Origin of the sequence: Cellulophaga sp. Hel_I_12 (genome assembly GCF_000799565.1) — a bacterium.
GTDB lineage: Bacteria > Bacteroidota > Bacteroidia > Flavobacteriales > Flavobacteriaceae > Cellulophaga.
This window is the reverse complement of sequence record NZ_JUHB01000001.1, coordinates 1,504,200-1,526,449: the sequence shown is the minus strand read 5'-3', so window position 1 is coordinate 1,526,449 and position 22,250 is coordinate 1,504,200. Positions and strand designations below refer to the sequence as shown.

The 22,250-nt window shown below is 34.5% G+C and carries 21 protein-coding genes; 11 read left to right on the top strand and 10 right to left on the bottom strand.

The features are described 5' to 3' along the window. The first annotated feature begins 7 nt into the window (after positions 1–7). Positions 8–904 (top strand): Brp/Blh family beta-carotene 15,15'-dioxygenase, encoded by an 897-nt coding sequence (locus tag GQ45_RS06890; protein ID WP_156125371.1) that lies wholly within the window; start codon positions 8–10, stop codon positions 902–904. Here the strand turns inward: GQ45_RS06890 and GQ45_RS06885 are convergent. The 3 genes from GQ45_RS06885 to GQ45_RS06875 all read right to left on the bottom strand — a co-directional run bounded on the left by GQ45_RS06885 (position 901) and on the right by GQ45_RS06875 (position 4,915). Beyond that, the gene (locus GQ45_RS06885) at positions 901–3,450 is read right to left on the bottom strand and encodes a TonB-dependent receptor plug domain-containing protein (protein ID WP_047416214.1); all 2,550 of its coding nucleotides are present in this window, start codon (positions 3,448–3,450) and stop codon (positions 901–903) included. The two genes, GQ45_RS06890 and GQ45_RS06885, sit on opposite strands and share 4 nt — an antisense overlap. Continuing rightward, positions 3,431–4,342 (bottom strand): FecR family protein, encoded by a 912-nt coding sequence (locus GQ45_RS06880; protein WP_047416212.1) that lies wholly within the window; start codon positions 4,340–4,342, stop codon positions 3,431–3,433. Before GQ45_RS06880 ends, GQ45_RS06885 begins: the two co-directional genes overlap by 20 nt. Positions 4,343–4,405: 63 nt before the next feature. Continuing rightward, entirely contained in the window at positions 4,406–4,915 is a 510-nt protein-coding gene (locus tag GQ45_RS06875; RefSeq protein ID WP_047416210.1) for an RNA polymerase sigma factor, read from the bottom strand. A gap of 111 nt (positions 4,916–5,026) precedes the next feature. Here GQ45_RS06875 and GQ45_RS06870 point away from each other — a divergent pair, with 111 nt between their 5' ends. The 4 genes from GQ45_RS06870 (at position 5,027) to GQ45_RS06855 (ending at position 10,361) form a co-directional block, all read left to right on the top strand. After that, positions 5,027–6,742 (top strand): hypothetical protein, encoded by a 1,716-nt coding sequence (locus GQ45_RS06870; RefSeq protein ID WP_052188147.1) that lies wholly within the window; start codon positions 5,027–5,029, stop codon positions 6,740–6,742. A 227-nt stretch (positions 6,743–6,969) separates the two neighbouring features. Further along, entirely contained in the window at positions 6,970–8,307 is a 1,338-nt protein-coding gene (gene ffh, locus GQ45_RS06865; protein WP_047416207.1) for a signal recognition particle protein, read from the top strand. A 49-nt stretch (positions 8,308–8,356) separates the two neighbouring features. Continuing rightward, complete coding sequence (locus tag GQ45_RS06860) at positions 8,357–9,241, top strand: bifunctional 5,10-methylenetetrahydrofolate dehydrogenase/5,10-methenyltetrahydrofolate cyclohydrolase (RefSeq protein ID WP_047416206.1); 885 nt, start codon at positions 8,357–8,359, stop codon at positions 9,239–9,241. A gap of 64 nt (positions 9,242–9,305) precedes the next feature. After that, on the top strand, positions 9,306–10,361 hold the full coding sequence (locus tag GQ45_RS06855; protein WP_047416204.1) for a PAS domain-containing sensor histidine kinase: 1,056 nt from the start codon (positions 9,306–9,308) through the stop codon (positions 10,359–10,361). 36 nt (positions 10,362–10,397) lie between these two features. Here the strand turns inward: GQ45_RS06855 and GQ45_RS06850 are convergent, their stop codons facing one another. The 5 genes from GQ45_RS06850 to GQ45_RS06830 all read right to left on the bottom strand — a co-directional run bounded on the left by GQ45_RS06850 (position 10,398) and on the right by GQ45_RS06830 (position 14,339). Beyond that, a complete protein-coding gene (locus tag GQ45_RS06850) occupies positions 10,398–10,823 on the bottom strand; it encodes a VOC family protein (RefSeq protein WP_047416202.1) in 426 nt (141 codons plus the stop codon). Between the two features lie 27 nt (positions 10,824–10,850). Continuing rightward, positions 10,851–11,693 carry an alpha/beta fold hydrolase gene (locus GQ45_RS06845; RefSeq protein ID WP_047416200.1) on the bottom strand — a complete coding sequence of 281 codons (843 nt, stop codon included), beginning with the start codon at positions 11,691–11,693 and terminating at the stop codon, positions 10,851–10,853. Between the two features lie 9 nt (positions 11,694–11,702). Beyond that, positions 11,703–12,068 (bottom strand): cupin domain-containing protein, encoded by a 366-nt coding sequence (locus GQ45_RS06840; protein ID WP_047416199.1) that lies wholly within the window; start codon positions 12,066–12,068, stop codon positions 11,703–11,705. A gap of 103 nt (positions 12,069–12,171) precedes the next feature. Next, on the bottom strand, positions 12,172–12,795 hold the full coding sequence (locus tag GQ45_RS06835; RefSeq protein ID WP_047416197.1) for a hypothetical protein: 624 nt from the start codon (positions 12,793–12,795) through the stop codon (positions 12,172–12,174). A gap of 32 nt (positions 12,796–12,827) precedes the next feature. Next, on the bottom strand, positions 12,828–14,339 hold the full coding sequence (locus GQ45_RS06830) for a helicase HerA-like domain-containing protein (protein ID WP_047416195.1): 1,512 nt from the start codon (positions 14,337–14,339) through the stop codon (positions 12,828–12,830). Positions 14,340–14,432: 93 nt separating this feature from the next. Here GQ45_RS06830 and GQ45_RS06825 point away from each other — a divergent pair, with 93 nt between their 5' ends. Further along, complete coding sequence (locus tag GQ45_RS06825) at positions 14,433–14,879, top strand: RidA family protein (RefSeq protein ID WP_047416193.1); 447 nt, start codon at positions 14,433–14,435, stop codon at positions 14,877–14,879. Positions 14,880–15,011: 132 nt separating this feature from the next. Continuing rightward, positions 15,012–15,644 carry a 7-carboxy-7-deazaguanine synthase QueE gene (locus GQ45_RS06820; protein ID WP_047416191.1) on the top strand — a complete coding sequence of 211 codons (633 nt, stop codon included), beginning with the start codon at positions 15,012–15,014 and terminating at the stop codon, positions 15,642–15,644. 158 nt (positions 15,645–15,802) lie between these two features. On the opposite strand, the gene GQ45_RS06815 is transcribed toward GQ45_RS06820, so the two are convergent. Beyond that, the gene (locus GQ45_RS06815; RefSeq protein WP_047416189.1) at positions 15,803–16,624 is read right to left on the bottom strand and encodes a hypothetical protein; all 822 of its coding nucleotides are present in this window, start codon (positions 16,622–16,624) and stop codon (positions 15,803–15,805) included. 58 nt (positions 16,625–16,682) lie between these two features. After that, on the bottom strand, positions 16,683–17,396 hold the full coding sequence (locus GQ45_RS06810; RefSeq protein WP_047416188.1) for a bifunctional 2-polyprenyl-6-hydroxyphenol methylase/3-demethylubiquinol 3-O-methyltransferase UbiG: 714 nt from the start codon (positions 17,394–17,396) through the stop codon (positions 16,683–16,685). Positions 17,397–17,656: 260 nt separating this feature from the next. Here GQ45_RS06810 and GQ45_RS06805 point away from each other — a divergent pair, with 260 nt between their 5' ends. The 4 genes from GQ45_RS06805 to GQ45_RS06790 all read left to right on the top strand — a co-directional run bounded on the left by GQ45_RS06805 (position 17,657) and on the right by GQ45_RS06790 (position 22,250). Further along, on the top strand, positions 17,657–18,151 hold the full coding sequence (locus GQ45_RS06805; protein ID WP_047416186.1) for a YkgJ family cysteine cluster protein: 495 nt from the start codon (positions 17,657–17,659) through the stop codon (positions 18,149–18,151). 21 nt (positions 18,152–18,172) lie between these two features. Next, positions 18,173–19,003, top strand: coding sequence for a sterol desaturase family protein (locus tag GQ45_RS06800; RefSeq protein WP_047416184.1), 831 nt, complete (start codon positions 18,173–18,175; stop codon positions 19,001–19,003). A gap of 245 nt (positions 19,004–19,248) precedes the next feature. Next, on the top strand, positions 19,249–20,490 hold the full coding sequence (locus GQ45_RS06795) for an ABC transporter permease (RefSeq protein ID WP_047416182.1): 1,242 nt from the start codon (positions 19,249–19,251) through the stop codon (positions 20,488–20,490). Positions 20,491–20,951: 461 nt separating this feature from the next. Then, positions 20,952–22,250: a M20/M25/M40 family metallo-hydrolase gene (locus GQ45_RS06790; protein WP_047416180.1), complete on the top strand. Its 1,299-nt coding sequence runs from the start codon at positions 20,952–20,954 to the stop codon at positions 22,248–22,250.

Here is a 22,250-nt window from a genome sequence, read left to right as displayed (position 1 = left end):
ATAGATTGTGAAAAATTATAACATTAACATTCCTAATATAAGAAATATCTCTATTGTAGCCACATTTTTATTCCTCTGGATGGCCATTTTTTTTGAAGAATCTATTGAAAATATATTTGCTTATTTGTTGATTTTAACTTTTGGCCTTATTCATGGAGCCAATGATATTAAGTTAATAGAAAAAGTGGAGGTTTTTAAAAAGGCAAATTTTTTCATTGTTTTAGTATACTATATCCTCTTTATACTTTTTAACTGTCTCCTTTTTTACTTTATTCCGTCAGTTGCTCTTATACTTTTTGTTTTATTTAGTGCGTATCATTTTGGTGAGCAACACTGGCTTTCTAACATGAAGGAGCCTAGTATCATCCGATCCTTATTTTTTCTCAGTTATGGTTTATTCATTTTTTTCTTGCTATTTAAAGCGCATAGTGCAGAAGTAAATGAAGTCATTAGTACTATTACAGGAGTAGTTTTTTCAACACAATTTTATGCCAGTGGCCTCATATTTAGTGCTAGTTTAGTGGTACTGTTGTTTGTAGTGATCAACTTTAAAAAGAATGTTTTTCGGGAAATTGTAAAAGAATTGTTTTTACTCTTTGTATTTTTTATTGTTTTCAACAGCGCTTCATTGCTATGGTCTTTTGCTATCTATTTTATCTTATGGCACTCCATACCTTCTTTAGTAGATCAAATAATTTTCTTGTACGGTAATTTTTCTAAATCAAGTATAAAAAAATACATTAAAGCCTCATTCTTTTATTGGCTGATGGCAGTAATAGGTTTAGTCTTGGCTTTATTTTTTCTTAAAGATACGATGGAAGAATCCTTAGCACTGTTCTTTTCTTTTTTAGCTGCGATTACTTTTCCACATGTGTTAGTCATTAATAAACTTAACCATTCCTAAAAAAACGCTCTAAAACTAATTTGAGGCGTAATGCCTAAAGACAGGTTTTCTATAGTTTCAATTTCATTGGCATCATTTAAACGGTAATAGGTATTTAAAATATTTTTTTGATCAAAAACATTTAAGACCGATGCACCCATGGTAGCTTTTATTCTTTTAGTGATTTTAAAATCATAAAGTAAAGAAACATCAGCTCTCAAATAATCAGGCAGCCTGCTACTATTGGTATTTTGATAATTAATGACAAACGGGAAGGTATTGGTGTTTACTGCCGCACTACCTTCTTGCGGTTTTGTATAAGGTCGGCCGCTTCTATAATTTAATCCCACTCCTAATTTTAAATTTTGATAGGTGTAGGTACTCGCCAAAGTCAGGGTATGAGTGATATCTAAATTGTTAGGAAAGTTAGAAGGCGTCAGGCTATTAAACCTATACCTATTATTATTGTAAGTATAGGTAAACCAATTACTAAGCGTTCTTGTTTTCTGATTGATTAAAAACTCTAGTCCATTGACAGTATATTGACCAAGCTCTCCATTAAATTGGTCTTCATTTTGAAACCCTTGCGTTAAGGTACTAATACCCTTAACAAATTTGTAGAAGCCTTCAAGACCAACATATAATTTATTTTTATCGTAACTAATACCTATTGATGCTTGTTTACTCTGCGTAATGGGCAATGTATTTTCATCGGCTAAAACCCATCTTCTTTTTTCAATGCCTAAAAAGTTCTGTTTTAAATCGGTGACTTGGTTGGTGGTTTGGCTTTTAAATTCTCCCTGAAAACTTACTTTTACAGCCTCTAGCAGTGTATAAGCCATATTAACTCTAGGTTCTATCACTACTTTTCGAAACGTATCTATATTTTCAATATAATTAGCTCTTATGCCTGCACGCATCCATAATTTTTTATTGTATGAGCTATAGTTCAACTCTGAGAATAGGGCATGCGTTCTGATAACCCCCTTGGTATTGCTTCTAAAAGGTGGCTGTGTTACATTGGTAAAGTTTGTAATTCCAACTTCACTAAATTGATAGCCGTTTTCCCAGTTCAATAGGCTCGAAAAGGTATATGATGAGTTAAGCTGAACAGCTGTTTCGAGAACTTGATTACGTTGAGATAATTCTTGAACAGAATTTGATACTTTATTATCAGAATCTAAATTGTACCTTGTGTAATAGATATTGACACGTGTTAAAAAATCAGCATTCCATTGACTTTCTAAATTAGCACCTATTGATAGGTTAGTTTGCTCTAAAGTACTTTTTGTAGTTTCACTAGTGGTGCTATTCTCTTCTTGGTAGTCAAGTACATTATTGATGCTAATAAAGCTGAATCTAAGTTTTTGTTGTTCATTAATATCATACAATAGTTTACCAGTAAAATCGTAAAAGTAAAAATCTTCCTTCTGATCGATAACATCATTTGTATTTTGGTCCATCAGCTCAGAATCTTGAAAAGCCCGATCAAAAAAACGTTCGTAGGTAGGTGTGTTGACAAAATCAGTAATAGACCTTCTCCCAGAAAACTGGAAACCTACTTTATTTGTTATAGGAATTTGGCCAAAAACATCGGCACTAATAAAATTCATACCCGCACTACCAAAAAGAGTATCTGACAGGGTGTTTTTCGATACCATTTGAATAACACTGCTAACCCCATCGCCGTAGGCAGCACTAGTGCCATTTTTTATAATCGTTACCTTATCTGTCAAATAAGGATTAAATGCTGAAATTAAACCAAAAAAGTGACCTGATTGATACATTTTAATGCCATCCCATAGTATTAAATTTTGGTCATTAGTGCCACCTCGAACATTAATATCAGAAACGGTTTCGTCAATACTTTTTATACCGGGTAGGGCTTGGATAGTTTGTAAAACATCGGGTTCTATCAATCCAGGGAGAATTCCAAAATTAGCCGTCCGCAGCAAAATGCTTTCATCTTGTTGTTTTTTTAGTCCCGTAGTTAAAAAATCGTAGACAATCACTTCATCTAGTTCTTGATAAATAGGGCTAAGCCATATTTTTTTACAAGGGGAAGTACTTGTTAGTTGGTCTGCGGCAATAAAATAGGGTTTAAAGCCTAAATATTTTATTTTTAAGATAGCCTTAGGGCCTATATTCTCAATAAAAAAACTGCCATCACTTGTGGTGATTGTGGCTATGTTTTCTTCAAGAATCGTAATATCTGCACCTTCTAACCCATTTTCAAGGTAATTTAAAACCGTACCACACACAGTAATTGTAGTCATAGTTACTGTAAAATAACGTTCATTGAGCTGTTGAATGATTACTTGGCTTTGTACTTCAAGATCTTTTAAAATCGCAGTGAGATCTTTTGAATTAGGCGCAATGACACGTATGGCTTCTAGATCTTTATCGACATAAGAGAATTTAATAGTAAACCTACTTTCAAGTTCGCTTAAATAGCTTAGTAATGGAATATATGTATCTTGTTTTTCTTGTGCTACACAAAAAAAGGTACCTAAAATAAAAAAGAGGCTTAAAAATAAATTAAAAAATTCACGGTGCGTTTTTAGCATATAAAAGCACTTTATTTCCTTCTAAATTAAAATTTAATTGGTTAGGCTGACAAATACTTCGAAGCGCAAGATCTAAATTTTTATGGCTAAAACTGCCTGTAAAAAGTGTGCTAACGTCGATTTTTTTAGCGTCGACAGTGACTTTATATTGCCGTTCAAGCTCTTTTAAAACAAAGCTTAATGGAATACTTTTAAAATTACTTTCATTATGAATCCAAGAAGGTTCAAGGATGTCAGTAGGTTCGCTATCGATTAGCTTACCATGAAGCACTAAAAAGGAAGTTCCGGCGGGTAATTCTGTTGTTTTTTTACCGAAGCTAACCCGGACTAAACCTTCATAACAGGTTACTTCAAAAAAGTCCTTTCTACTCTTTACATTGAATTGAGTACCCAAAACTTGTACGCTTCCGTTTGCGGTTGCTACCGTAAATTTTTGTCCTTTAGCTACCTTAAAAAACGCTTCACCCTGAAGTTTTAAATCACGATTCGTTTCCCAATTTTTATCGGTATAGCTAAGCTCAGAGTCGGCATTTAAGACTACTTCAGAAGCATCTGGCAATAGAAATGACGTATTTTCAGCTAAAGCTGTTTCAATGGTATTCTTTTGGGTATTAAAATAAAAATAAGAACCCGTTAATAGCAAAGCTACAGCAGCTGCAATGCGCATTATTCTTTTAAACGGACTCATTTTAATGATCTTTGTGTCTTTAGAATTTCTTTTCGAAGTACTATCAGATAAAGCCTTATCCATATCAAAACTAGGTGATTTTAAACCTTCCGAAGTTTTAATAATTTTTTGATAGCTTGCAAACTCATCCGACTTTTGAAAAGTCTCGAGTTCCGCTGCTGTTAGTTCATTCGAAAGCCATTTGGCTAAATAATTTTCGTGCATAACTTATGCTTTATAGGTATGTAACAATTGGCAAAGAAAAAACCCTACCTTAATTATGTAAGCTCAAATTCCGTCAATTTTCGATCTAAGTGTTTTTAGCGCTAAATGCATCCTTTTTTCTATGGCCTTAATACTCACGTTTTCAATTTCAGCTATTTCAGCGTATTTTTTTCCGTCAATTCTGTTGAGCAAAAAAGTGGTCCGTTGATTTTCGGGTAAATCACTTAAGGCTTTAGTTAACTTTTCTTGAAATTGTTTTTCTTCTAATAAAAATTCAGGTGATTCGTTTGTTACTCTTAGTGTATCATCCGCATACTTAAGGCGCACCTTTTCAGCTTTAAGTACATTTAAATATAGATTTTGAGCTATCGTATATACAAACGATTTTGCTTTTGCTGGGCTTACCTTTGCGCAATTTTCCCATAGTTTTAAAAAGGCTTCCTGCACTGCGTCATATGCCTTTTCTTCATTGCCAAATTTATAATAAATATAGTTAAAGATCGTTTTAGAATGAGCTACAAAAATAGATTTGTATATTTCTTCCTTACACACGTTTTCATCTTTGGCGCTCATACTATATTAGAGTTTTGTCAAATATATTTCAAAAAAATTTAATACCAAGGTAGGGTATTTTTAAACCTAGTTGTTTCTAAATTATAAAAACATATTAAAACCCAATCGATTATGAAAACTGTATTTAAAAATCTAGCAACAAGCTTTCTACTAGTACTAGCACTGCTATTTAGTTCCTGCCAAAGTGAGTTTGAAGAATTACCAAACGCAGATGATCAAACGAGTATAACCGCAAATTCTGCCACAGCGGCTTTAATTAAACAAGCCAGCTCTAATGATGGCTCTTTTGATAATATTGTTGATGGTTCAAGCTGTATCGCCATACAATTTCCTTATACTGTAAAAATTAACGGTTTAGAGATCACCATTGATTCAATGGAGGATTTAGAGCTCATAGAAAAGATTTTTGATGAGTTAGACGATGATAATGATATTCTTGATATTATTTTTCCCATTAACATCACGCTGGCTGATTTTACAGAGGTTACCATCAATGATATAGAGGATTTAAGAGAATTAGCTTCTGACTGTATTGAAGGTGGAGATGATGACGATATCGAATGTATAGACTTTGTATATCCGTTAACCTTTTTTAAATTCGATGTTAATAATCAACAAACAGGTAGTGTTGTTGTAGGGAGTGATAGAGAGTTACGTCGTTTCTTTCATAATTTGGGGGATGATGATGTTGTAAGCTTAGATTTTCCAGTACAATTAGAATTGTATAATGGTGAAAAAATTACAGTTGAAAATAACGCAGAATTGGCAAATGCATTAAGGAGTGCGAAGGATGCCTGTGATGAAGACGATGACGATGATTATAATGATGATGATTTTAATAAAGAACGATTAGATAATTATTTAGTAGAATGTCCATTTTTAGTTAGAGATGTAAAGAGAAATAATCAAGATCAAACAGATCGATACTTTGAATATGCCATGAATTTTAAAGAAAATGGAGAAGTTAGGGTATTTGATAGACAAGGTAATGTTCTTAATGGAACTTGGACCAGCCGAGTAGGGGCAGAAAGAGTGCTTTTGACCTTAAGCTTTGATGCTATTGTTGATTTTTCTTTGGAATGGTTCGTTTATGAAATCGAGGACGGTAAAATTAAGTTATTCGCTGGTGATGGGAATAAAATTATCATGAAAAGAAATTGCGATTTTATAACAAATGTTCCTGACAGATTACGCACTATCTTAAAAGAATGTAGTTGGGATATTGAAAAGCTAATGGTAAATGGCGATCCAATTGAAGGTCTAGAAGATTACAAGTTTAAATTCAAGACTGATAATAAGGTTAGCTTGCTAAAAGATGACGGCACTGAATCTCAAGGTACTTGGGAGGTAAAATTAAATGAACAAAACGTATTGGTCATGGCTCTGACAATGGATGCCGAAACCAACTTAAATTTAGAATGGCCCGTATTAGGAATATATACGGAACGTATAGTGTTTGAATTACCTGGAACAGCACCTTATCAATTAATTATCGAACGAGACTGTGATGAAGTTGTTGTTTGTTCTGAAGCTTACATAGCCGATGTCATTCAAGATTGTAAGTGGAAAATCACCAATGAAGATGGTACGTTTTTTCAAGATTTAAAAATTGACTTCTCGAACAGCAATATTCATGTTCATAATCCTAATAATACCGTTGTAGACGAAGGAAATTGGGAGCTTTTCGGTACCACATTACGATTTAATGATTTGAGCATGACCCTTGCGAATTATATAGGGGATTGGAATGTAATTGAATGTGATGATGACTTTTTTAAGCTAAAAAGAGGAGAAGAAATTATTAAATTAACTAAAATGTGTGATTAATTTTAAGAGCTAAGCTGTTTATTAGACCTCACTTCGGAAGCGTTCTGTTGTTCGCTTAAGAGGAAATTAGAACTGCCAAGTGCGGCAGTTCTGAGTAGGGGTGAACTTAATCTCAGAAAAGGCAGCTGTAATAGCTGCCTTTTTTTGTGCTTATATTTTTTTGCCTGAAACAACAGACTTCCCGTTGTTATTATTAAATTTGCAACTCTTGATAATACTGTAAAACTATGTTTGATAATTTAAGCGAAAAGCTAGATAAAGCTCTTCATGTTCTAAAGGGACATGGACAAATCACTGAAATTAACGTTGCTGAAACCTTAAAAGAAGTTCGTAGAGCTTTATTGGATGCCGATGTTAACTTTAAAATCGCTAAACAATTTACAAATACGGTAAAAGACAAGGCTTTAGGTCAAAACGTGTTGAGCTCCTTGCAACCAGGCCAGTTAATGGTGAAATTGGTTAAAGATGAATTAACAAGCTTAATGGGGGGCGAGGCAGAAGGCATCAATTTATCTGCAAATCCTTCAGTAATTTTAATGTCTGGTTTACAAGGTTCTGGTAAAACTACTTTTTCGGGCAAACTGGCTAATTTTTTAAAAACCAAAAAATCTAAAAAACCTTTATTGGTAGCCTGTGATGTGTATAGACCAGCGGCGGTTGATCAGTTACATGTAGTTGGGGATCAAATAGGGGTAGAGGTGTTTTCTGATCGAGGAAATACCGATCCTGTGGCGATTTCGAAAGCAGGTATCGCCTATGCCAAAGCGAATGGTCATAATGTGGTGATTATAGATACGGCAGGTCGTTTGGCGGTTGACGAACAAATGATGAAAGAAATTGCCGATGTTCATAAAGCTATACAGCCACAAGAAACTTTGTTTGTTGTCGATGCCATGACAGGGCAGGATGCCGTAAATACGGCAAAAGCTTTTAATGATATTCTGAATTTTGATGGGGTCATTCTAACGAAATTAGATGGTGATACGCGAGGTGGTGCCGCCATATCGATTAAGTCTGTTGTAAATAAACCAATTAAGTTTATTGGTACAGGAGAAAAAATGGATGCAATTGATGTATTCTATCCTTCTCGTATGGCAGAACGTATTTTAGGAATGGGCGATGTTGTTTCTTTAGTAGAAAGAGCTCAGGAGCAATTTGATGAAGAAGAAAGCAGAAAGTTACAGAAGAAAATTGCAAAAAATCAGTTTGGTTTTGACGACTTTTTAAGTCAGATTCAGCAAATCAAGAAAATGGGAAGCATTAAAGATTTAATGGGGATGATTCCTGGGGCAGGGAAAGCATTAAAAGGCTTAGATGTAGATGATGATGCTTTTAAACATGTTGAAGCAATTATCCATTCGATGACGCCAGTAGAACGCTCCACACCCTCAAAATTAGACGCTAGCAGGAAAAAGAGAATTGCCAAAGGCAGTGGTAGAAACATTCAAGAAGTTAACCAATTGCTAAAACAATTTGATCAAATGAGCAAAATGATGAAAATGATGCAAGGCGGTGGCGGTAAAAAAATGATGCAGATGATGGGCGCTATGAAAGGCATGAAATAAGGAGACTGGTTCAAAAGAAATCATCAACGAATAACGAATAACGAAAGAAATGCAACTACTAGACGGTAAAAAAGTATCTAACGAAATTAAAGAAGAAATTGCAGCACAAGTAGCAAAGATGCGTGAACGAGGAGAAAAAGTACCTCATTTAGCGGCTATCCTTGTGGGTAATGATGGTGCAAGTTTAACGTATGTAGGGAGTAAAGTACGGTCATGTGAACGGGTGGGTTTTGAGTCTACCTTGGTTAAAATGCCGAGCACTACCTCTGAATTAGAACTTTTAAATAAAATAAAGGAACTCAATGAAGATGACCATATCGATGGTTTTATAGTTCAATTACCTTTACCTCCGCAAATTGATACGCAAAAAGTATTACTGGCTGTAGATCCGGACAAGGATGTGGATGGTTTTCACCCTATGAATTTTGGGAAAATGGCATTAGACATGAGTACTTTTATACCAGCAACTCCCTTTGGAATTTTAGAGCTTTTAGAACGTTACAATGTAGATACAAAGGGTAAACATACCGTAGTTATTGGTCGTAGTCATATTGTAGGCAGACCCATGAGTATTTTAATGGGTCGAAAAGGTTGGCCTGGTAATTCAACGGTTACGTTAACTCACAGCCACACTAAAAACATTACACAAATAACCTCGCAGGCAGATATCATCATATCGGCATTAGGGGTGCCCAATTTTTTAAAAGCGGAAATGGTAAAAGATGACGCTGTTGTGATTGACGTAGGGATTACTAGGGTAGCAGACGATACAAAAGAAAAAGGCTATTATATTACAGGTGATGTAGATTTTGAAGCGGTAAGTAAAAAAGCGTCATTTATTACCCCTGTTCCAGGTGGTGTGGGCCCAATGACCATTGCAATGTTATTAAAAAATACTTTATTAGCTAGAGAACGCCATAGAGGTAGAAAATAATCTAGCCTACTATCCGTTATTTAGTTAGCGTATTTTCTGTAACAAACGGCTGACCTACTACTACATGAATTTGAGTTTAGAACCTTTCTTTAATAATTCAATTCACTTGCTTTGTATAGCGGGCTTTGATGGCTATTTTAAAAAAGTAAACCCAGCTTTTGTGAGCCTTTTAGGCTATTCGGTAGAAGAACTAATGTCTAAAAAAATAAGTGATTTTATTTTTGAAGATGATAGAGATTTAACCAATGGTTTTAGAGAAAGTCTTATGAGTGGAACGCCACTCGTAAATTTTGAAAACAGGTATATTAGTAAATGCGGAAAAATTATTTGGCTCAATTGGACCTCTATTCCTTTAACCAACGAACAACTCATTTACGCCTTAGCCAAAGATATTAGCTATAGAAAAGAACTTGAAGGAGAACGCGCTGCGGAATTTGTAAAGTTGGATAAAAAAAATGAAAACTTAAAAACCTTAAACTATAAAACTTCACACGATTTACGATCTCCGATAAATAATATTTTGGCTCTGAGCAATTTATTAGATTTGGATAGTATGGTAGATAAAGAGAATGTAAAAATCCTTGAACTTATTAAGGTATCAGCGGAAGGTTTAAAGAAATCTTTGGACGACTATATTGATCATTTGAAACATGCCGATACCTTAGAGATACAAGAACAAGAACTTAGTTTTGAGGAGGTGCTTGGGGATGTTCAAAAAACAATAAGTACATTGATAGAATCCGCACGCGCTGAGTTTACCCTCGATTTTGCAGCACTCGAAACAATTTCTTTTAATCGCCCTTATTTGGAAAGTATTTTTTTGAATTTTATAAGCAATTCTATCAAGTATGCCAAACCTAACAGTGTTCCAAAAATAAAAATTACTTCAAAAGTTGAAGGAGGTAGAAAAAAATTAATTTATACCGATGCCGGTCTAGGCTTTGATATGAATCGTGTAGGAGACAAAATATTTGAAGTGAATTATGGGTTTCATAATAACAAAGAAAGCAAAGGTGTTGGCTTATACCTGGTACGCAATCACGTTCATAAACTAGGCGGTACTATTTCGGTAAAAAGTGACGTAAATGTAGGAACTACATTTACGATTACCTTTAAATAACCCTCCTCAATAGACAGGCCTAAGCCTTGGTTCCTATTATTTTGCAAATAACTGCTTTATATCTTTAAAGGCTTTAAATTCTAAAGCATTTCCTGCAGGGTCTAAAAAGAACATGGTGGCTTGTTCACCAACAAGACCCTCAAAGCGGATATAAGGTTCAATAACGAACTTAACTCCTTTAGCTTTTAACGCTGTTGAAAAAGACTCGAACACTTCCCATGGTAAAACTACACCATAATGAGGCACTGGAACATCATGACCATCAACAGGGTTGTGGTGTAGGGTTTCTGTTTCACTTTTAGGTTTATAATGAATAACTAATTGATGACCAAATAGATTAAAGTCTACCCAATGATCACTACTTCTGCCTTCTTCACAATTTAAAATTTCGCGATAAAAAGTCCTACATTCAGCCAAATTATGAACGGGAATTGCAATATGAAAAGGAGTAACTGAAGTCATGATTTATTTTTTATTAAAAATAGTTTTTTATTCTGATTTCAAAAAATCTATAATCTGGAAATTTACGTCATCTTGATGAAGGGAGTGTCCTAAGCCTTGAGTTTTTAGTAAGGTGCTATTTTTCCAATTTTTATGAATTCGTTCTGCCGCACTAAATGGTGCAATGGTGTCAAATTCATCGTGAACTAGAAGCCCCTTTGTTGAAAATTCACTTGAAAATTTTGAAATAGATAATTCCTCCATGTGAAAGCCATACATTTGTTTATAATACGCGTTTAGACTATCTAAAACGCTATCATTAAATTTTAAAAGCTTTTGGTAATGTGCTATAATTTCAGAAAGTTCTGAGGGTGATCCGAGCGACACCACTTTTTCAATGGTATTGGTTGGATTTTTATATTGGTGGTACATGCTCGTCATGCCACCCATAGAATGACCAATAATATAATTTGGCTTGTAAAGTTCAATGACCTTTTCTGAACAGGCATTATAAATGGGAACATTTAAAAAATCACCTGTCGAATTTCCATGAGCGGGAGCATCAAAAGCTATGATATTATAATCTTCTCGTTTTAAAAATTCAATTAAATTTTTCCATCTGTAGACATTACTTTCCCAACCATGCAATAATAAAACAGTTTTATTATTTCCTTTCCAGGTATAGGTTTGTAATTTTATATTTTCAGCACTAACTAGCTCACCTTTGGCCTTGTTTAAATAGTTTTTTTGATGTTCTAAAATAGCACCTTTTCTTGGAGAAGAAAAAAGGACAAAGGCTTTTTTGGCTACTTTTTCCTTTGAAAATAGGGCTAAAGTGTTAAAGTAACTTCCGTATGCTAGAGGTAATAGGGTGTTTATTATTTTCTTCATGAAGTAAAATTATGCTTCTTCTCTATGTACTTTTTCAAAGTCAAAAGCGGGTAAGCATATAGCAAGATACTCACATGCTTCAGCAAACGGATTGGAATATTGAACTCTCGTATTTTTTTCGATTTTAATCGACTCACCTGCTTTTAATAGTATTGTTTCTCCATTAATTATAAACTGCTTCTTGCCCTTTATGATGAAGGTATATTCATCAAATTCTGGAGTTTGAAAAGGTTCGCTCCAGCCCGGAGGTGCCACCATTTTAGCAATACTTACACCGTCTTCTTTTGTACTGGCTTTTCCGAAATGCTCCTCGATTTTTTTTCCATCAGTTGTCGGTACACTAAAAGGAGATTTTTGAAGGGTATATTTTTTCATAAAATAATAGGTTTAGATGTCGAATGTCGAATGTCAAAAGTTAGCACGTTCAAGGTCGAGGTCATATTTTGTTTTCAGGCAAAAGGTGTAAGCTAGAAACTCACTACTCCCAAGCCAACATCATGTATTTTATTTTTGCAGCATCAGGTATTTGAACTTCTTCAATATTTAAACTAGCATCATATCTTAAACTTTCAGGTAATTCTTTTTTATCTATCGTAAAATAAAGTCCGGATTCTTTTAAAAGAATAACCACATTATTCATAGACGTTATGATCTTTTTTATGGCGTACTTTTCTTTGATATCTTTAAAGGTACTATTGATATGTAGCCCTTTTTCAGTAGTATACCTTGGGTCATAAACACGAATATTTTCAATGGTAGCGGTGGAGTCATTAGTCGGTGTTAAGCTTAACAAATGCAGACCTCCTTTTTCGAAAACCTCTATTTTTTGATACATTAAATCAGGATCAATAATCCCTTTTTTCTTGTTAACTGAATCATCTTTAATAGCGGTTTCAGTAGTCATGATGGTATTTAACTTCGGAATTCCTTCACTAGTTACAATAGAATCTTCCGCAAAAATGGTTTCTAAATCGGTTACTTTTGTGTTTTTGGTTAAAAGCCCCAGACTGTCATTTTTAATCTTGAATTTAGGGTTTTCAGTAGAACAACCGATAAAAAATAATGTGTTTGCCAAAAATGTAATAGAAAATAAGTGTTTCATATAAAATGATTTGTTTTTTTAGGTACGTTTAATTAACGCATTACTTTTTTTAACACCCCTAATACGCCTCTAATAAACGTAGCGCTCGTTAAAACTTTAATTACGGGATTCATTCTTGTACTGGTTGTTGTTCTTCGGGTTGAGCTGCTCTTTTTTGCATGACTTTCTTCTTTTTGTGCAAGCTCTTCTGCTTTTTCAATTTTTTTGTTTAAAATTTCATAAGCACTTTCGCGGTCAATGATTTCGTTATATTTAGTAACGAGTGAGGAGTTGTTGATGACTTGTTTTAATTCTTTATCCGATAATACATCCATTCTACTCATTGGCGCTCTAAGCATCGTTGCCGCTAAAGGTGTTGGTCTTCCCTTTTCATCTAAAGCAGAGATTAAGGCCTCGCCAATCCCCAAAGAAGTCAGCACTTCTTTGGTATCGTAAAATTCAGATTCGGGATAGTTTTCGGCAGTGAGTTTAATTGCTTTTCGATCGCGAGCGGTGAATGCCCGCAAGGCATGTTGTACCTTTAATCCAAGTTGTGCTAAAACTTCATTGGGTACATCAGTTGGGTTTTGTGTTACAAAATATAAGCCTATTCCTTTAGATCTAATGAGCTTTACAATACTTTCTATTTGATTTAATAGGGCTTTTGAAGCTTCATTAAATATTAAATGTGCTTCATCTATAAATAATATTAAATTAGGCTTGTCGCTATCGCCTTGTTCAGGAAAGGTATCATAAATTTCAGCTAATAAACTCAACATAAAGGTTGAGAATAATTTAGGGCGATCTTGAATATCAGTTAATCGTAAGATATTAATATAGCCTTTCCCTTGAGCATCAACTCTGGTTAAATCATGAACATCAAAAGATTTTTCTCCGAAGAATAATTCTGCTCCTTGTTGTTCTAGTTCAATTATTTTTCTTAAAATAGTGCCTGTAGAGCTGGTATGTATTCTTCCATATTCTTTGGTAAACTCTTCTTTGCCTTCTTCGGTAGCATATTGTAATACTTTTTTAAAATCCTTTAAATCTAAAAGTGGATACTTATGATCATCACAATACTTAAATATGACAGCGACGATACCTTCTTGAGCTTCTGATAGGTCTAATATTCTTGAGAGTAAAACAGGGCCAAACTCTGATACTGTAGCTCTTAATTTTACACCGTCTTGTTCAGATAGTGATAATATTTCTACAGGAAAGCCCTTTGCCTCAAATGGGAGTCCTATTTTTGCATGACGCTCATCTATTTTTGGATGACCAGGGCTTGGTTGTGCCAATCCACTTAAATCTCCTTTAAGATCCATCAATAAAACAGGAATACCTTTCTCCGATAAATTTTCTGCAATTACTTGAAGGGTTTTGGTTTTTCCTGTACCCGTGGCTCCCGCTATAAGTCCGTGCCTGTTTAAGGTTTTTAGGGGGATTTTTACAAAAGCATTGGTTATGGTTTCGCCATCTAAAATAGCAGACCCCATCGTAATGTAATCGCCTTTGGTTGTGTATCCTTCTTCAATATGGGTAAAGAACTGCTCTTTAGTACTCATTTTTAGCTATAGTTTACGTAAAAATAAGGTAATTTTATACAATTAGAAAAACCAATATTAAATTTCATTTTTTAATTAAAAAGTATTCGTGTTATGAAAAGTTATTTTATTTTTTTAGGACTGTTATTTTTCTTTTTCAATACCGCCGCGCAGGATAAAATGGCCGTCATTTATCATGAATCTCACGAGATAGAGAAACAGTCAGCACCTTTTAGTGATGTTGTAGAAGTGGGCAACCTATTTTTTTTATCTGGACAACTAGGGATGAATCATACAACAAGAACTTTAGTAGAAGGAGGCATAGTAGCAGAAACAACACAATCCATAAAAAATATACAAGCAGTTTTAGAACATCATAAGATGAATTTATCCCATGTGGTAAAATGTACGGTTATACTAAGCTCTATGGATGATTTTGCCATTTTTAATGAAATCTATAGCCAATATTTCCCCAATAAACCCGCAAGGACAACTTTTGCCGCCAGCGGATTAGCTAGAAACGCTAAGATAGAAATTGAAGTTATAGCAGCTAAAAACTAGTTTGAAACAGCAATAATCATTAGCTCTTTCATTACCTAGCTCTTCTTTGGAAGGACTTAAAAAAAACAGGATTCTAGTATCAGATTTCTATAGTTTAGGCAGCTTTCTAAATTCTTATTGTATCTTTGCAAAATGTTAGAAAATGAAGTTTTGGCATTAGTCAATAAAGGGGAAATGCTACCCTTAATGGAAGAATTTTACACCATTCAAGGCGAAGGTTTTCATAAAGGTACGGCCGCTTATTTTATAAGAGTTGGCGGTTGCGACGTGGGTTGCCATTGGTGCGATGTAAAAGAAAGTTGGAATGCGGAAACGCATCCACCTACCGCTACACAAACTATTATTGATAATGCAGCCAAATATTCTGATACTATTGTAATTACTGGTGGTGAGCCACTTACTTGGGATATGGGGCCTTTGACAAGAGGCTTAAAAGTAAAAAATCTTAAAACGCACATTGAAACATCTGGAGCCTACCCACTTACGGGTATTTGGGATTGGATTTGCCTTTCGCCAAAGAAGAACAAGTTACCTGTTGGCAGAATTTACGATGAAGCACACGAGTTGAAAATTATTATTTTTAATAAGCACGACTTTATTTTCGCCGAAGAACAGGCGGCAAAAACAAATAGCAATTGTATTTTGTATTTACAGCCAGAATGGAGTGTACGTGATAAAATGGTGCCTTTAATTGTAGATTACGTTATGAAAAATCCAAAATGGAAAGTTTCACTACAAACGCATAAATATTTAAATATCCCTTAGAATTTGTTGATGGTAGCTGTGGGATGCTTTGTTTTGGATTTCTTGTTGAAATAATTTAAAATTAGTTGTACTGAAAATAGTTCACCTAGAGTGATGTATTTTCAAGTTGGATGATCAGCTTAAAACAATTTTCACTACTATAACTCTAACTACTAATCTCATCGTCCGCCATTTGCTTTTAAATCAAGCAAACATTCTGTATCGTAATCAGGTACCTGTCCGTTTTTTGCCGTAATCATTTTACGCATACCAGCACCGAATTCTAATTCAGCGCGCATTAGGCAGCCATCTTGGTTACAATGTTTATTGCCTATTTCCTCGCCACTTACTTCATCAGTGGTAACTCCTTCGTGTGGATTAACCATATCAGAACCAATGTTTACGAGTCCAAATAAATGCCCAAATTCGTGCAGTAAAGTGGCTGTTTCTACAGTCCCTGTTGAAATACGAGTGCTTTTGGCGGCTAAATTTATAATAGTAGATTCGTAGATCACCATCGACGTGTTTCGATAAACTGCTCCTAAGGTTACTAAATCGGCCTCAGGTTCATCGTCATCAGACGGTGCATCGGAGAAATAAATATAGACGGCCAAGGTTTTTCCTTGATTAAAAGCGGTTCGGTTTTTCGTTTCTAAATCAGCTACTTCCTGCAGTTTTAATGTTTCTTTGTTTGGAGAATCAAGTTCTAAATAGGTGATTTCTATGATTTCTTTAAAAGTGTATTCTTTTAAAAACTCCACTAAATCAGCTATTGTGGTAGCAGTAGGTCTAAAATCTTTAACGTAGCCAATTTCAAGTTTTAATTTGTCAAATTTATCATTAGATAATAAGTCGTTAGCAGAATCGCCTATCGCTTTAAAGCTTGCGGGCTTGTCAATCGGTTGGTTGGTATCTGAATCGATATCAGTATTTGAACTTTTAGAACAACTAAAAACAAACAACAACAGTAAGGCAAAAACAGTATATAAATTCTTTTTCATAGTTTAAATTTAGTAAAAACAAGCACTACATTATCAGAACGTTGGTAAATAGATTCTATTACTTGCTTAAGCTAAGTTTAGCCAAATAGTCAAAATGCTCGCCCTCTGCTATAAGTTCACATTTTAAATTATTGGCCATAGCCGCTCGTTGTAAGGTATTGTAATCGATATAAAGCCAATCAAAAGTGCTGCTCTTTTCTCCTTTATATTCCATCGTAAAGCTTACTTCACCATAATAGGTGTTACCATCAGGAATCCAATAGCCGCCATCTTCATCTTCATCAAACATATAAATTAGATCACTAGAGTCAACTATAATTTGACCCTTAGGGTTTAAAAGGCTTTTTAAATGGGTAAAAAACGTATTTAGTTTTGATAATTTCCCGACAATGCCAATGCCGTTCATTAGTAATAAAAGCGTATCAAAGGTTTCGCCTTTAAAATTGTAAATATCTACACACTTAGTAGCCATAACACCTCTTTCCTTACAAACTTCAATGGCACCTTTCGAGTAATCTAATGCCGTAACCCTTTGGTTTTTTTGCTGTAGATACAAACTATGGCTTCCTGCACCGCAGCCAACATCTAAAATATTGCCTTTACACAAGGCTAATGCCTTTTGTTCTAACTTAGGCATTTGTTCAAAGTCTCGAAACAAATAAGGTAGTGGCAGGCTATCTTCTTCCTCAAAAGACGAATAGGTAATGATGTCTGACGTATAATTTCCATTTTGAAAGTCTAAAACTGCCTTTCCAAAAATATCCTTTGCCATTTATTTTGTATTTTGTAGCAAAAATCAGGTATTTATATAACTTTAAAAAATAAAAGAGTAGGGCTAGGTAAATAATGTAGAGAATTTTAATCCTATTCTTTAATGCGCATAGAAAGTTGCGCATTATGAGCAAGAAGTTTAGAAGATGTTCTAAGTAGCTAGACTATGAACCACTTCTTTTTGACATGCTCCCTTCCGGTATTTAATTCGCAGAAAACAATCTTCAAAAAAAGGTAAAAAACAGTTAGCCTCATAAAGTAATGGATGATGAAATAGCCAAATTGCCTAAGCTCGCGAAAGATAAGCATAGCGAAAACAAAAAATTCTTTTCAAAACTAAGGCAAAAGCCGCCCAAGAATTTAGATTATCTGATGCAAGAATTGCACGAAAGTGAATTCGAAAAAACAGATTGTTTGTTATGCGCTAATTGTTGTAAAACTACAGGGCCACTTTTTACAAATATAGATATTGAACGAATTTCAAAACATTTTAGGCTAAAACCACAGCAGTTTATTGCTCAGTATTTACGTCTTGATGAAGAAAATGATTATGTGTTACAACAAGTGCCTTGTACTTTTTTAGGAACAGATAATTATTGTTCAATTTATGAGGTAAGACCAAAGGCTTGCCGTGAATTTCCGCACACAAACCGCAAAAAATTTCAGCAAATAAGTACTATAACACTCAAAAATGTTGCTATATGCCCCGCGGCTTTTAATATTGTAGAAGCTATGAAAAGGAACATAAAGTTTTAATTTTTTTGTATTTTTAATCTCATGGAAGCATTGTTAAATTACTTTGAAACGATTCCCTCACTACACCGTTCTTTAATTTTAGTTGGTGGAATCACTTTTTTTTGGCTTTTAGAAGGTGCTTTGCCTTTGTTTAAATTCTCTTATAAAAAATGGAAACACGCCTTACCTAACCTCTTTTTTACCTTAACAACGATTATCATCAACTTTGCCTTGGCTTTTTTACTTTTAAAAACTAGTGATTGGACGGTAGCCAATAATTTTGGTGTGATTCAATGGGTATCCTTGCCACTTTGGGCCTATATATTGGTTGGCGTATTATTGATGGATTTTATTGGGGCTTATTTGGCGCATTATGTAGAGCATAAAATAAAGCCACTTTGGATGATACATTTAGTGCATCACACCGATCACCATGTCGATACAACCACAGCTAACCGGCACCATCCGCTAGAGAGTATGATTCGTTTTACTTTTACGCTAATGGCTGTTTTAGTAGTGGGTGCACCCATCGGTATTGTCATGTTATATCAATCACTTTCTTTAATATCCACGCAATTTACCCATGCGAATATCAAATTACCTAAGAAAGTAGACGCCGCTATTAGTTGGGTCTTGGTTTCTCCTGATATGCACAAAATACACCATCATTACGTATTGCCATATACAGATAGTAACTACGGGAACATATTTTCACTCTGGGATCGTCTTTTTGGAACCTTCAAGAAGTTTGATCGTGATGCTATCGTATATGGCGTTGATACTTTTCCGGATGAGGTTGAAAATAGTAATTTAAAATCGCTCTTAAAACAGCCATTTCACAAGTACAGAAAGCCGACAAGGGTGGAAGAGTAATCTTTAAACAAATTAGATTTGATAGCTAGTAACTTTAAAAGGCTAAAGTCAATACCACTTGTGTAATAAAAATGTATTTTTGAAAAAGAAGTTATTTGATTTTTAAACTTAAGTTGTTTACCCTTTTAATTTTTGATAAAAAGGATGAAGTTTTTAGCTTCTAAAAAATGTTTAAATGACCTTAGCTTAATCGTCCACAAAAACTAAAAGTCCTCTGAGAATTTTTTAGCTAAAAAAAATACATATTGAATTTAGAATATTTTATTGCAAAACGCTTGGCTTTTGGTAAAACTCATAAGAATGGAGTATCAGGGCCTATTATAAAAATTGCCATTGCGGCGATCGCCATAAGTATTGTCATGATGCTTATTGCCATTGCTACTGGGGTTGGACTTAAAAAGAAAATCAGAGAAAAAGTAGCTGCTTTTAATGGGCATATTCAAATAAGTAATTATGACAATAACAGCTCAGAAGTTTCGGTGACGCCTGTTTCTTTGGAGCAAGATTTTTATCCTGAATTTAAGTCCGTTCAAGGCATATCACATATTCAGGCAGTGGCTAGTAAAGGCGGCATTGTGAGAACTGACGACACAGTTGAGGGGATTTTGGCGAAAGGGGTAGGGAAAGATTACAACTGGAATGTTTTTCAAGAATATTTGGTAGCAGGTCGTTTGCCTGATTACAGTGGCGAACGAACCGATGAGGTGATGATTTCAAGCTTACTTGCAAATCGGTTAAAGTTAAAATTAGAGGATACCTTCTTTTCTGTTTTTCTTAGAGATAACGACCCGTCTAAAATACCAAATCAACAGAAATCAACCATTGTAGGTATCTATGATAGCGGTTTTGAAGAATTTGACGCCACCTATGTCTTTATGGATATTCGCCACATTCAACGGATGAATAAATGGGAAGAAAATCAGGTAGGTAATTTTGAAGTTTTTTTGAATGATTTTGATGATATTGATGAAAAAACGAATGAAATTTATGGACGAACCTTATCTACATTAGACACCAAATCAATAAAAAATAAATACGGACATATTTTTCAATGGATAGATCTTTTTGACTTTAATACGGCTCTAATTATTGGAATTATGATCATTGTTGGAGGTATTAATATGATTACAGCCTTACTTGTTTTAATTTTGGAGCGAACACCTATGATTGGCGTTCTAAAAGCTTTAGGAGCAACAAATTGGAGTGTGCGTAAAATATTTTTATTTAATGCCGCCTACCTAATCAGTGTAGGTTTGTTATTAGGGAATCTTTTTGGCTTAGGAATTTTATGGGTACAAGACAAATACCGAGTTTTTAAATTTCCGAACCCTAAAGAGTATTACATAGAATACATACCCGTACATATTGATATTTTCTCTATCCTAGTGCTCAATGTAGGGGTTTTATTATTGTGTACTTTAATGCTTTTAATCCCCTCCTATATTATCACTAAAATCTCGCCAGTTAAAGCGATAAAGTTTGATTAAGGGTAAAATGATAGTGCTCATGAAAACAATGTTAAGATCCTTATTTGTCTCGTTTTTAGTTTTAGGAGTACTCATTTTTTATTCTAAAAATAATACAACAGGTGAGGAGCCTAAGCTTGAAATAGTTTAAATTTCTATTTTGGTGGTTATAGATGGCTACAAGACCCGGATTTTGTAGCAAAATTAAAAGCCGATGTGAACAACTGTGGAGTAGTAGTTTGTTAAAGCTTGCCATCTTAGGAAAAATTTCAGTGTATAAAGACACCCTAGTGACAGGGGAGCCGGGAATAGGAATTTTGAAAAGTGGGTTATTTTAGCTGTTTAAATAGGGCGAAATAATTTTGTAGCGAATAGCTACGATGCAGAAATAGACGATGTAGAGAATTGTATAATAGCAAGATCAAGTTGCTTAGCTACTGCGATACAGAACCTCTAAGAAAATAAATTTAAAACCTTTGATTATGAAAAATAAATATCATTTTGCTTTTATGTTTTTACTGATCTTAACAGGAAATTCATACGCTCAAAAATTATCAAAAATTGAGAAAAAAATTATTACTTCGGTTGAAAAAAATAATGTGGATGCACGTTCTTTTCTAGAAGAAGTGGTCAATATAAATAGTGGTACTTTAAACCTTGAAGGTGTTAAAAAGGTGGGTTTTGTTTTTAAAGATGCCTTTGATGCTATTAATTTTAAAACGTCATGGATAGAGATGCCTCAAGAACTAAACCGTGCCGGGCATTTATTTGCAGAAACTTCTGGAACAAAAGGAAAAAAATTGGTATTGATAGGGCATTTAGATACTGTTTTTGAGGCTGATAGCCCCTTTCAAACCTTTAAAATGATTAATGATAGTGTAGCTCATGCACCTGGTGGTAATGATATGAAAGGGGGTAATGTTATTATTTTATATGCCCTGAAAGCCTTACATGAAAACGGACTTCTAAATGATGCACAAATTATAGCCGCTTTTACTGGTGATGAAGAAAGTGCAGGAAAACCACTTGATATCAGTAGAAAAGATTTGATTGATGCCGCCAAACGCAGTGATATCGCCCTTGGTTTTGAAACATCTACAGGTTTTAATTATGCAACAGTAGCCAGAAGAGGTTCCTCTGGGTGGGAGGTAGATGTACAGGGAAAAAGAGCACATTCTTCAGGTATTTTTAGTGAAAATACAGGGGCTGGTGCTATTTTTGAAATGTCGCGTATTTTAAATAGTTTTTATGAAGACGTAAAAGGAGAAGAATTTTTAACCTTTAATCCCGGCGTATTATTAGGAGGAACCTTTGTCAACTTTGATGCAAAAACCAGTAAAGGAACAGCTTTTGGCAAATCAAACGTCGTAGCACAAACCGCAATGGTGAAAGGTGGCCTTAGATTTATGTCAGAGGAACAAAAAGAAAGTACTCGGAATAAAATGCGAGACATTGTAGCCAATAATTTACCGAATACCAGTGCAACTATAAGTTTTACAGATAGCTATCCGGCCATGGAACCTACTGCAGGAAATCAACAATTATTGAAACAATTAAATCAAGTAAGTTTAGATTTGGGTCAGGGAGAAGTAGCAGCCTATGACCCTGGTAAAAGAGGCGCTGCAGATACTTCTTTTGTTGCTGAATATGTGGCCTGTTTAGATGGTTTGGGCACCATGGGTTCAGGAGCGCATACGCCTGAAGAAACTGTAAACCTAAATACCATTGAAGCGCTAACAAAAAGAACAGCTATCTTGATTTATAGACTTATTAATCAATAG

What these genes read in the sequence shown, in the direction of transcription:
- GQ45_RS06885 (WP_047416214.1), bottom strand. Translation starts at nt 3,450, where the DNA reads ATGCTAAAAACGCACCGTGAATTTTTTAATTTATTTTTAAGCCTCTTT.
- GQ45_RS06880 (WP_047416212.1), bottom strand. Translation starts at nt 4,342, where the DNA reads ATGCACGAAAATTATTTAGCCAAATGGCTTTCGAATGAACTAACAGCA.
- GQ45_RS06875 (WP_047416210.1), bottom strand. Translation starts at nt 4,915, where the DNA reads ATGAGCGCCAAAGATGAAAACGTGTGTAAGGAAGAAATATACAAATCT.
- GQ45_RS06870 (WP_052188147.1), top strand. Translation starts at nt 5,027, where the DNA reads ATGAAAACTGTATTTAAAAATCTAGCAACAAGCTTTCTACTAGTACTA.
- ffh (WP_047416207.1), top strand. Translation starts at nt 6,970, where the DNA reads ATGTTTGATAATTTAAGCGAAAAGCTAGATAAAGCTCTTCATGTTCTA.
- GQ45_RS06860 (WP_047416206.1), top strand. Translation starts at nt 8,357, where the DNA reads ATGCAACTACTAGACGGTAAAAAAGTATCTAACGAAATTAAAGAAGAA.
- GQ45_RS06855 (WP_047416204.1), top strand. Translation starts at nt 9,306, where the DNA reads ATGAATTTGAGTTTAGAACCTTTCTTTAATAATTCAATTCACTTGCTT.
- GQ45_RS06850 (WP_047416202.1), bottom strand. Translation starts at nt 10,823, where the DNA reads ATGACTTCAGTTACTCCTTTTCATATTGCAATTCCCGTTCATAATTTG.
- GQ45_RS06845 (WP_047416200.1), bottom strand. Translation starts at nt 11,693, where the DNA reads ATGAAGAAAATAATAAACACCCTATTACCTCTAGCATACGGAAGTTAC.
- GQ45_RS06840 (WP_047416199.1), bottom strand. Translation starts at nt 12,068, where the DNA reads ATGAAAAAATATACCCTTCAAAAATCTCCTTTTAGTGTACCGACAACT.
- GQ45_RS06835 (WP_047416197.1), bottom strand. Translation starts at nt 12,795, where the DNA reads ATGAAACACTTATTTTCTATTACATTTTTGGCAAACACATTATTTTTT.
- GQ45_RS06830 (WP_047416195.1), bottom strand. Translation starts at nt 14,339, where the DNA reads ATGAGTACTAAAGAGCAGTTCTTTACCCATATTGAAGAAGGATACACA.
- GQ45_RS06825 (WP_047416193.1), top strand. Translation starts at nt 14,433, where the DNA reads ATGAAAAGTTATTTTATTTTTTTAGGACTGTTATTTTTCTTTTTCAAT.
- GQ45_RS06820 (WP_047416191.1), top strand. Translation starts at nt 15,012, where the DNA reads ATGTTAGAAAATGAAGTTTTGGCATTAGTCAATAAAGGGGAAATGCTA.
- GQ45_RS06815 (WP_047416189.1), bottom strand. Translation starts at nt 16,624, where the DNA reads ATGAAAAAGAATTTATATACTGTTTTTGCCTTACTGTTGTTGTTTGTT.
- GQ45_RS06810 (WP_047416188.1), bottom strand. Translation starts at nt 17,396, where the DNA reads ATGGCAAAGGATATTTTTGGAAAGGCAGTTTTAGACTTTCAAAATGGA.
- GQ45_RS06805 (WP_047416186.1), top strand. Translation starts at nt 17,657, where the DNA reads ATGGATGATGAAATAGCCAAATTGCCTAAGCTCGCGAAAGATAAGCAT.
- GQ45_RS06800 (WP_047416184.1), top strand. Translation starts at nt 18,173, where the DNA reads ATGGAAGCATTGTTAAATTACTTTGAAACGATTCCCTCACTACACCGT.
- GQ45_RS06790 (WP_047416180.1), top strand. Translation starts at nt 20,952, where the DNA reads ATGAAAAATAAATATCATTTTGCTTTTATGTTTTTACTGATCTTAACA.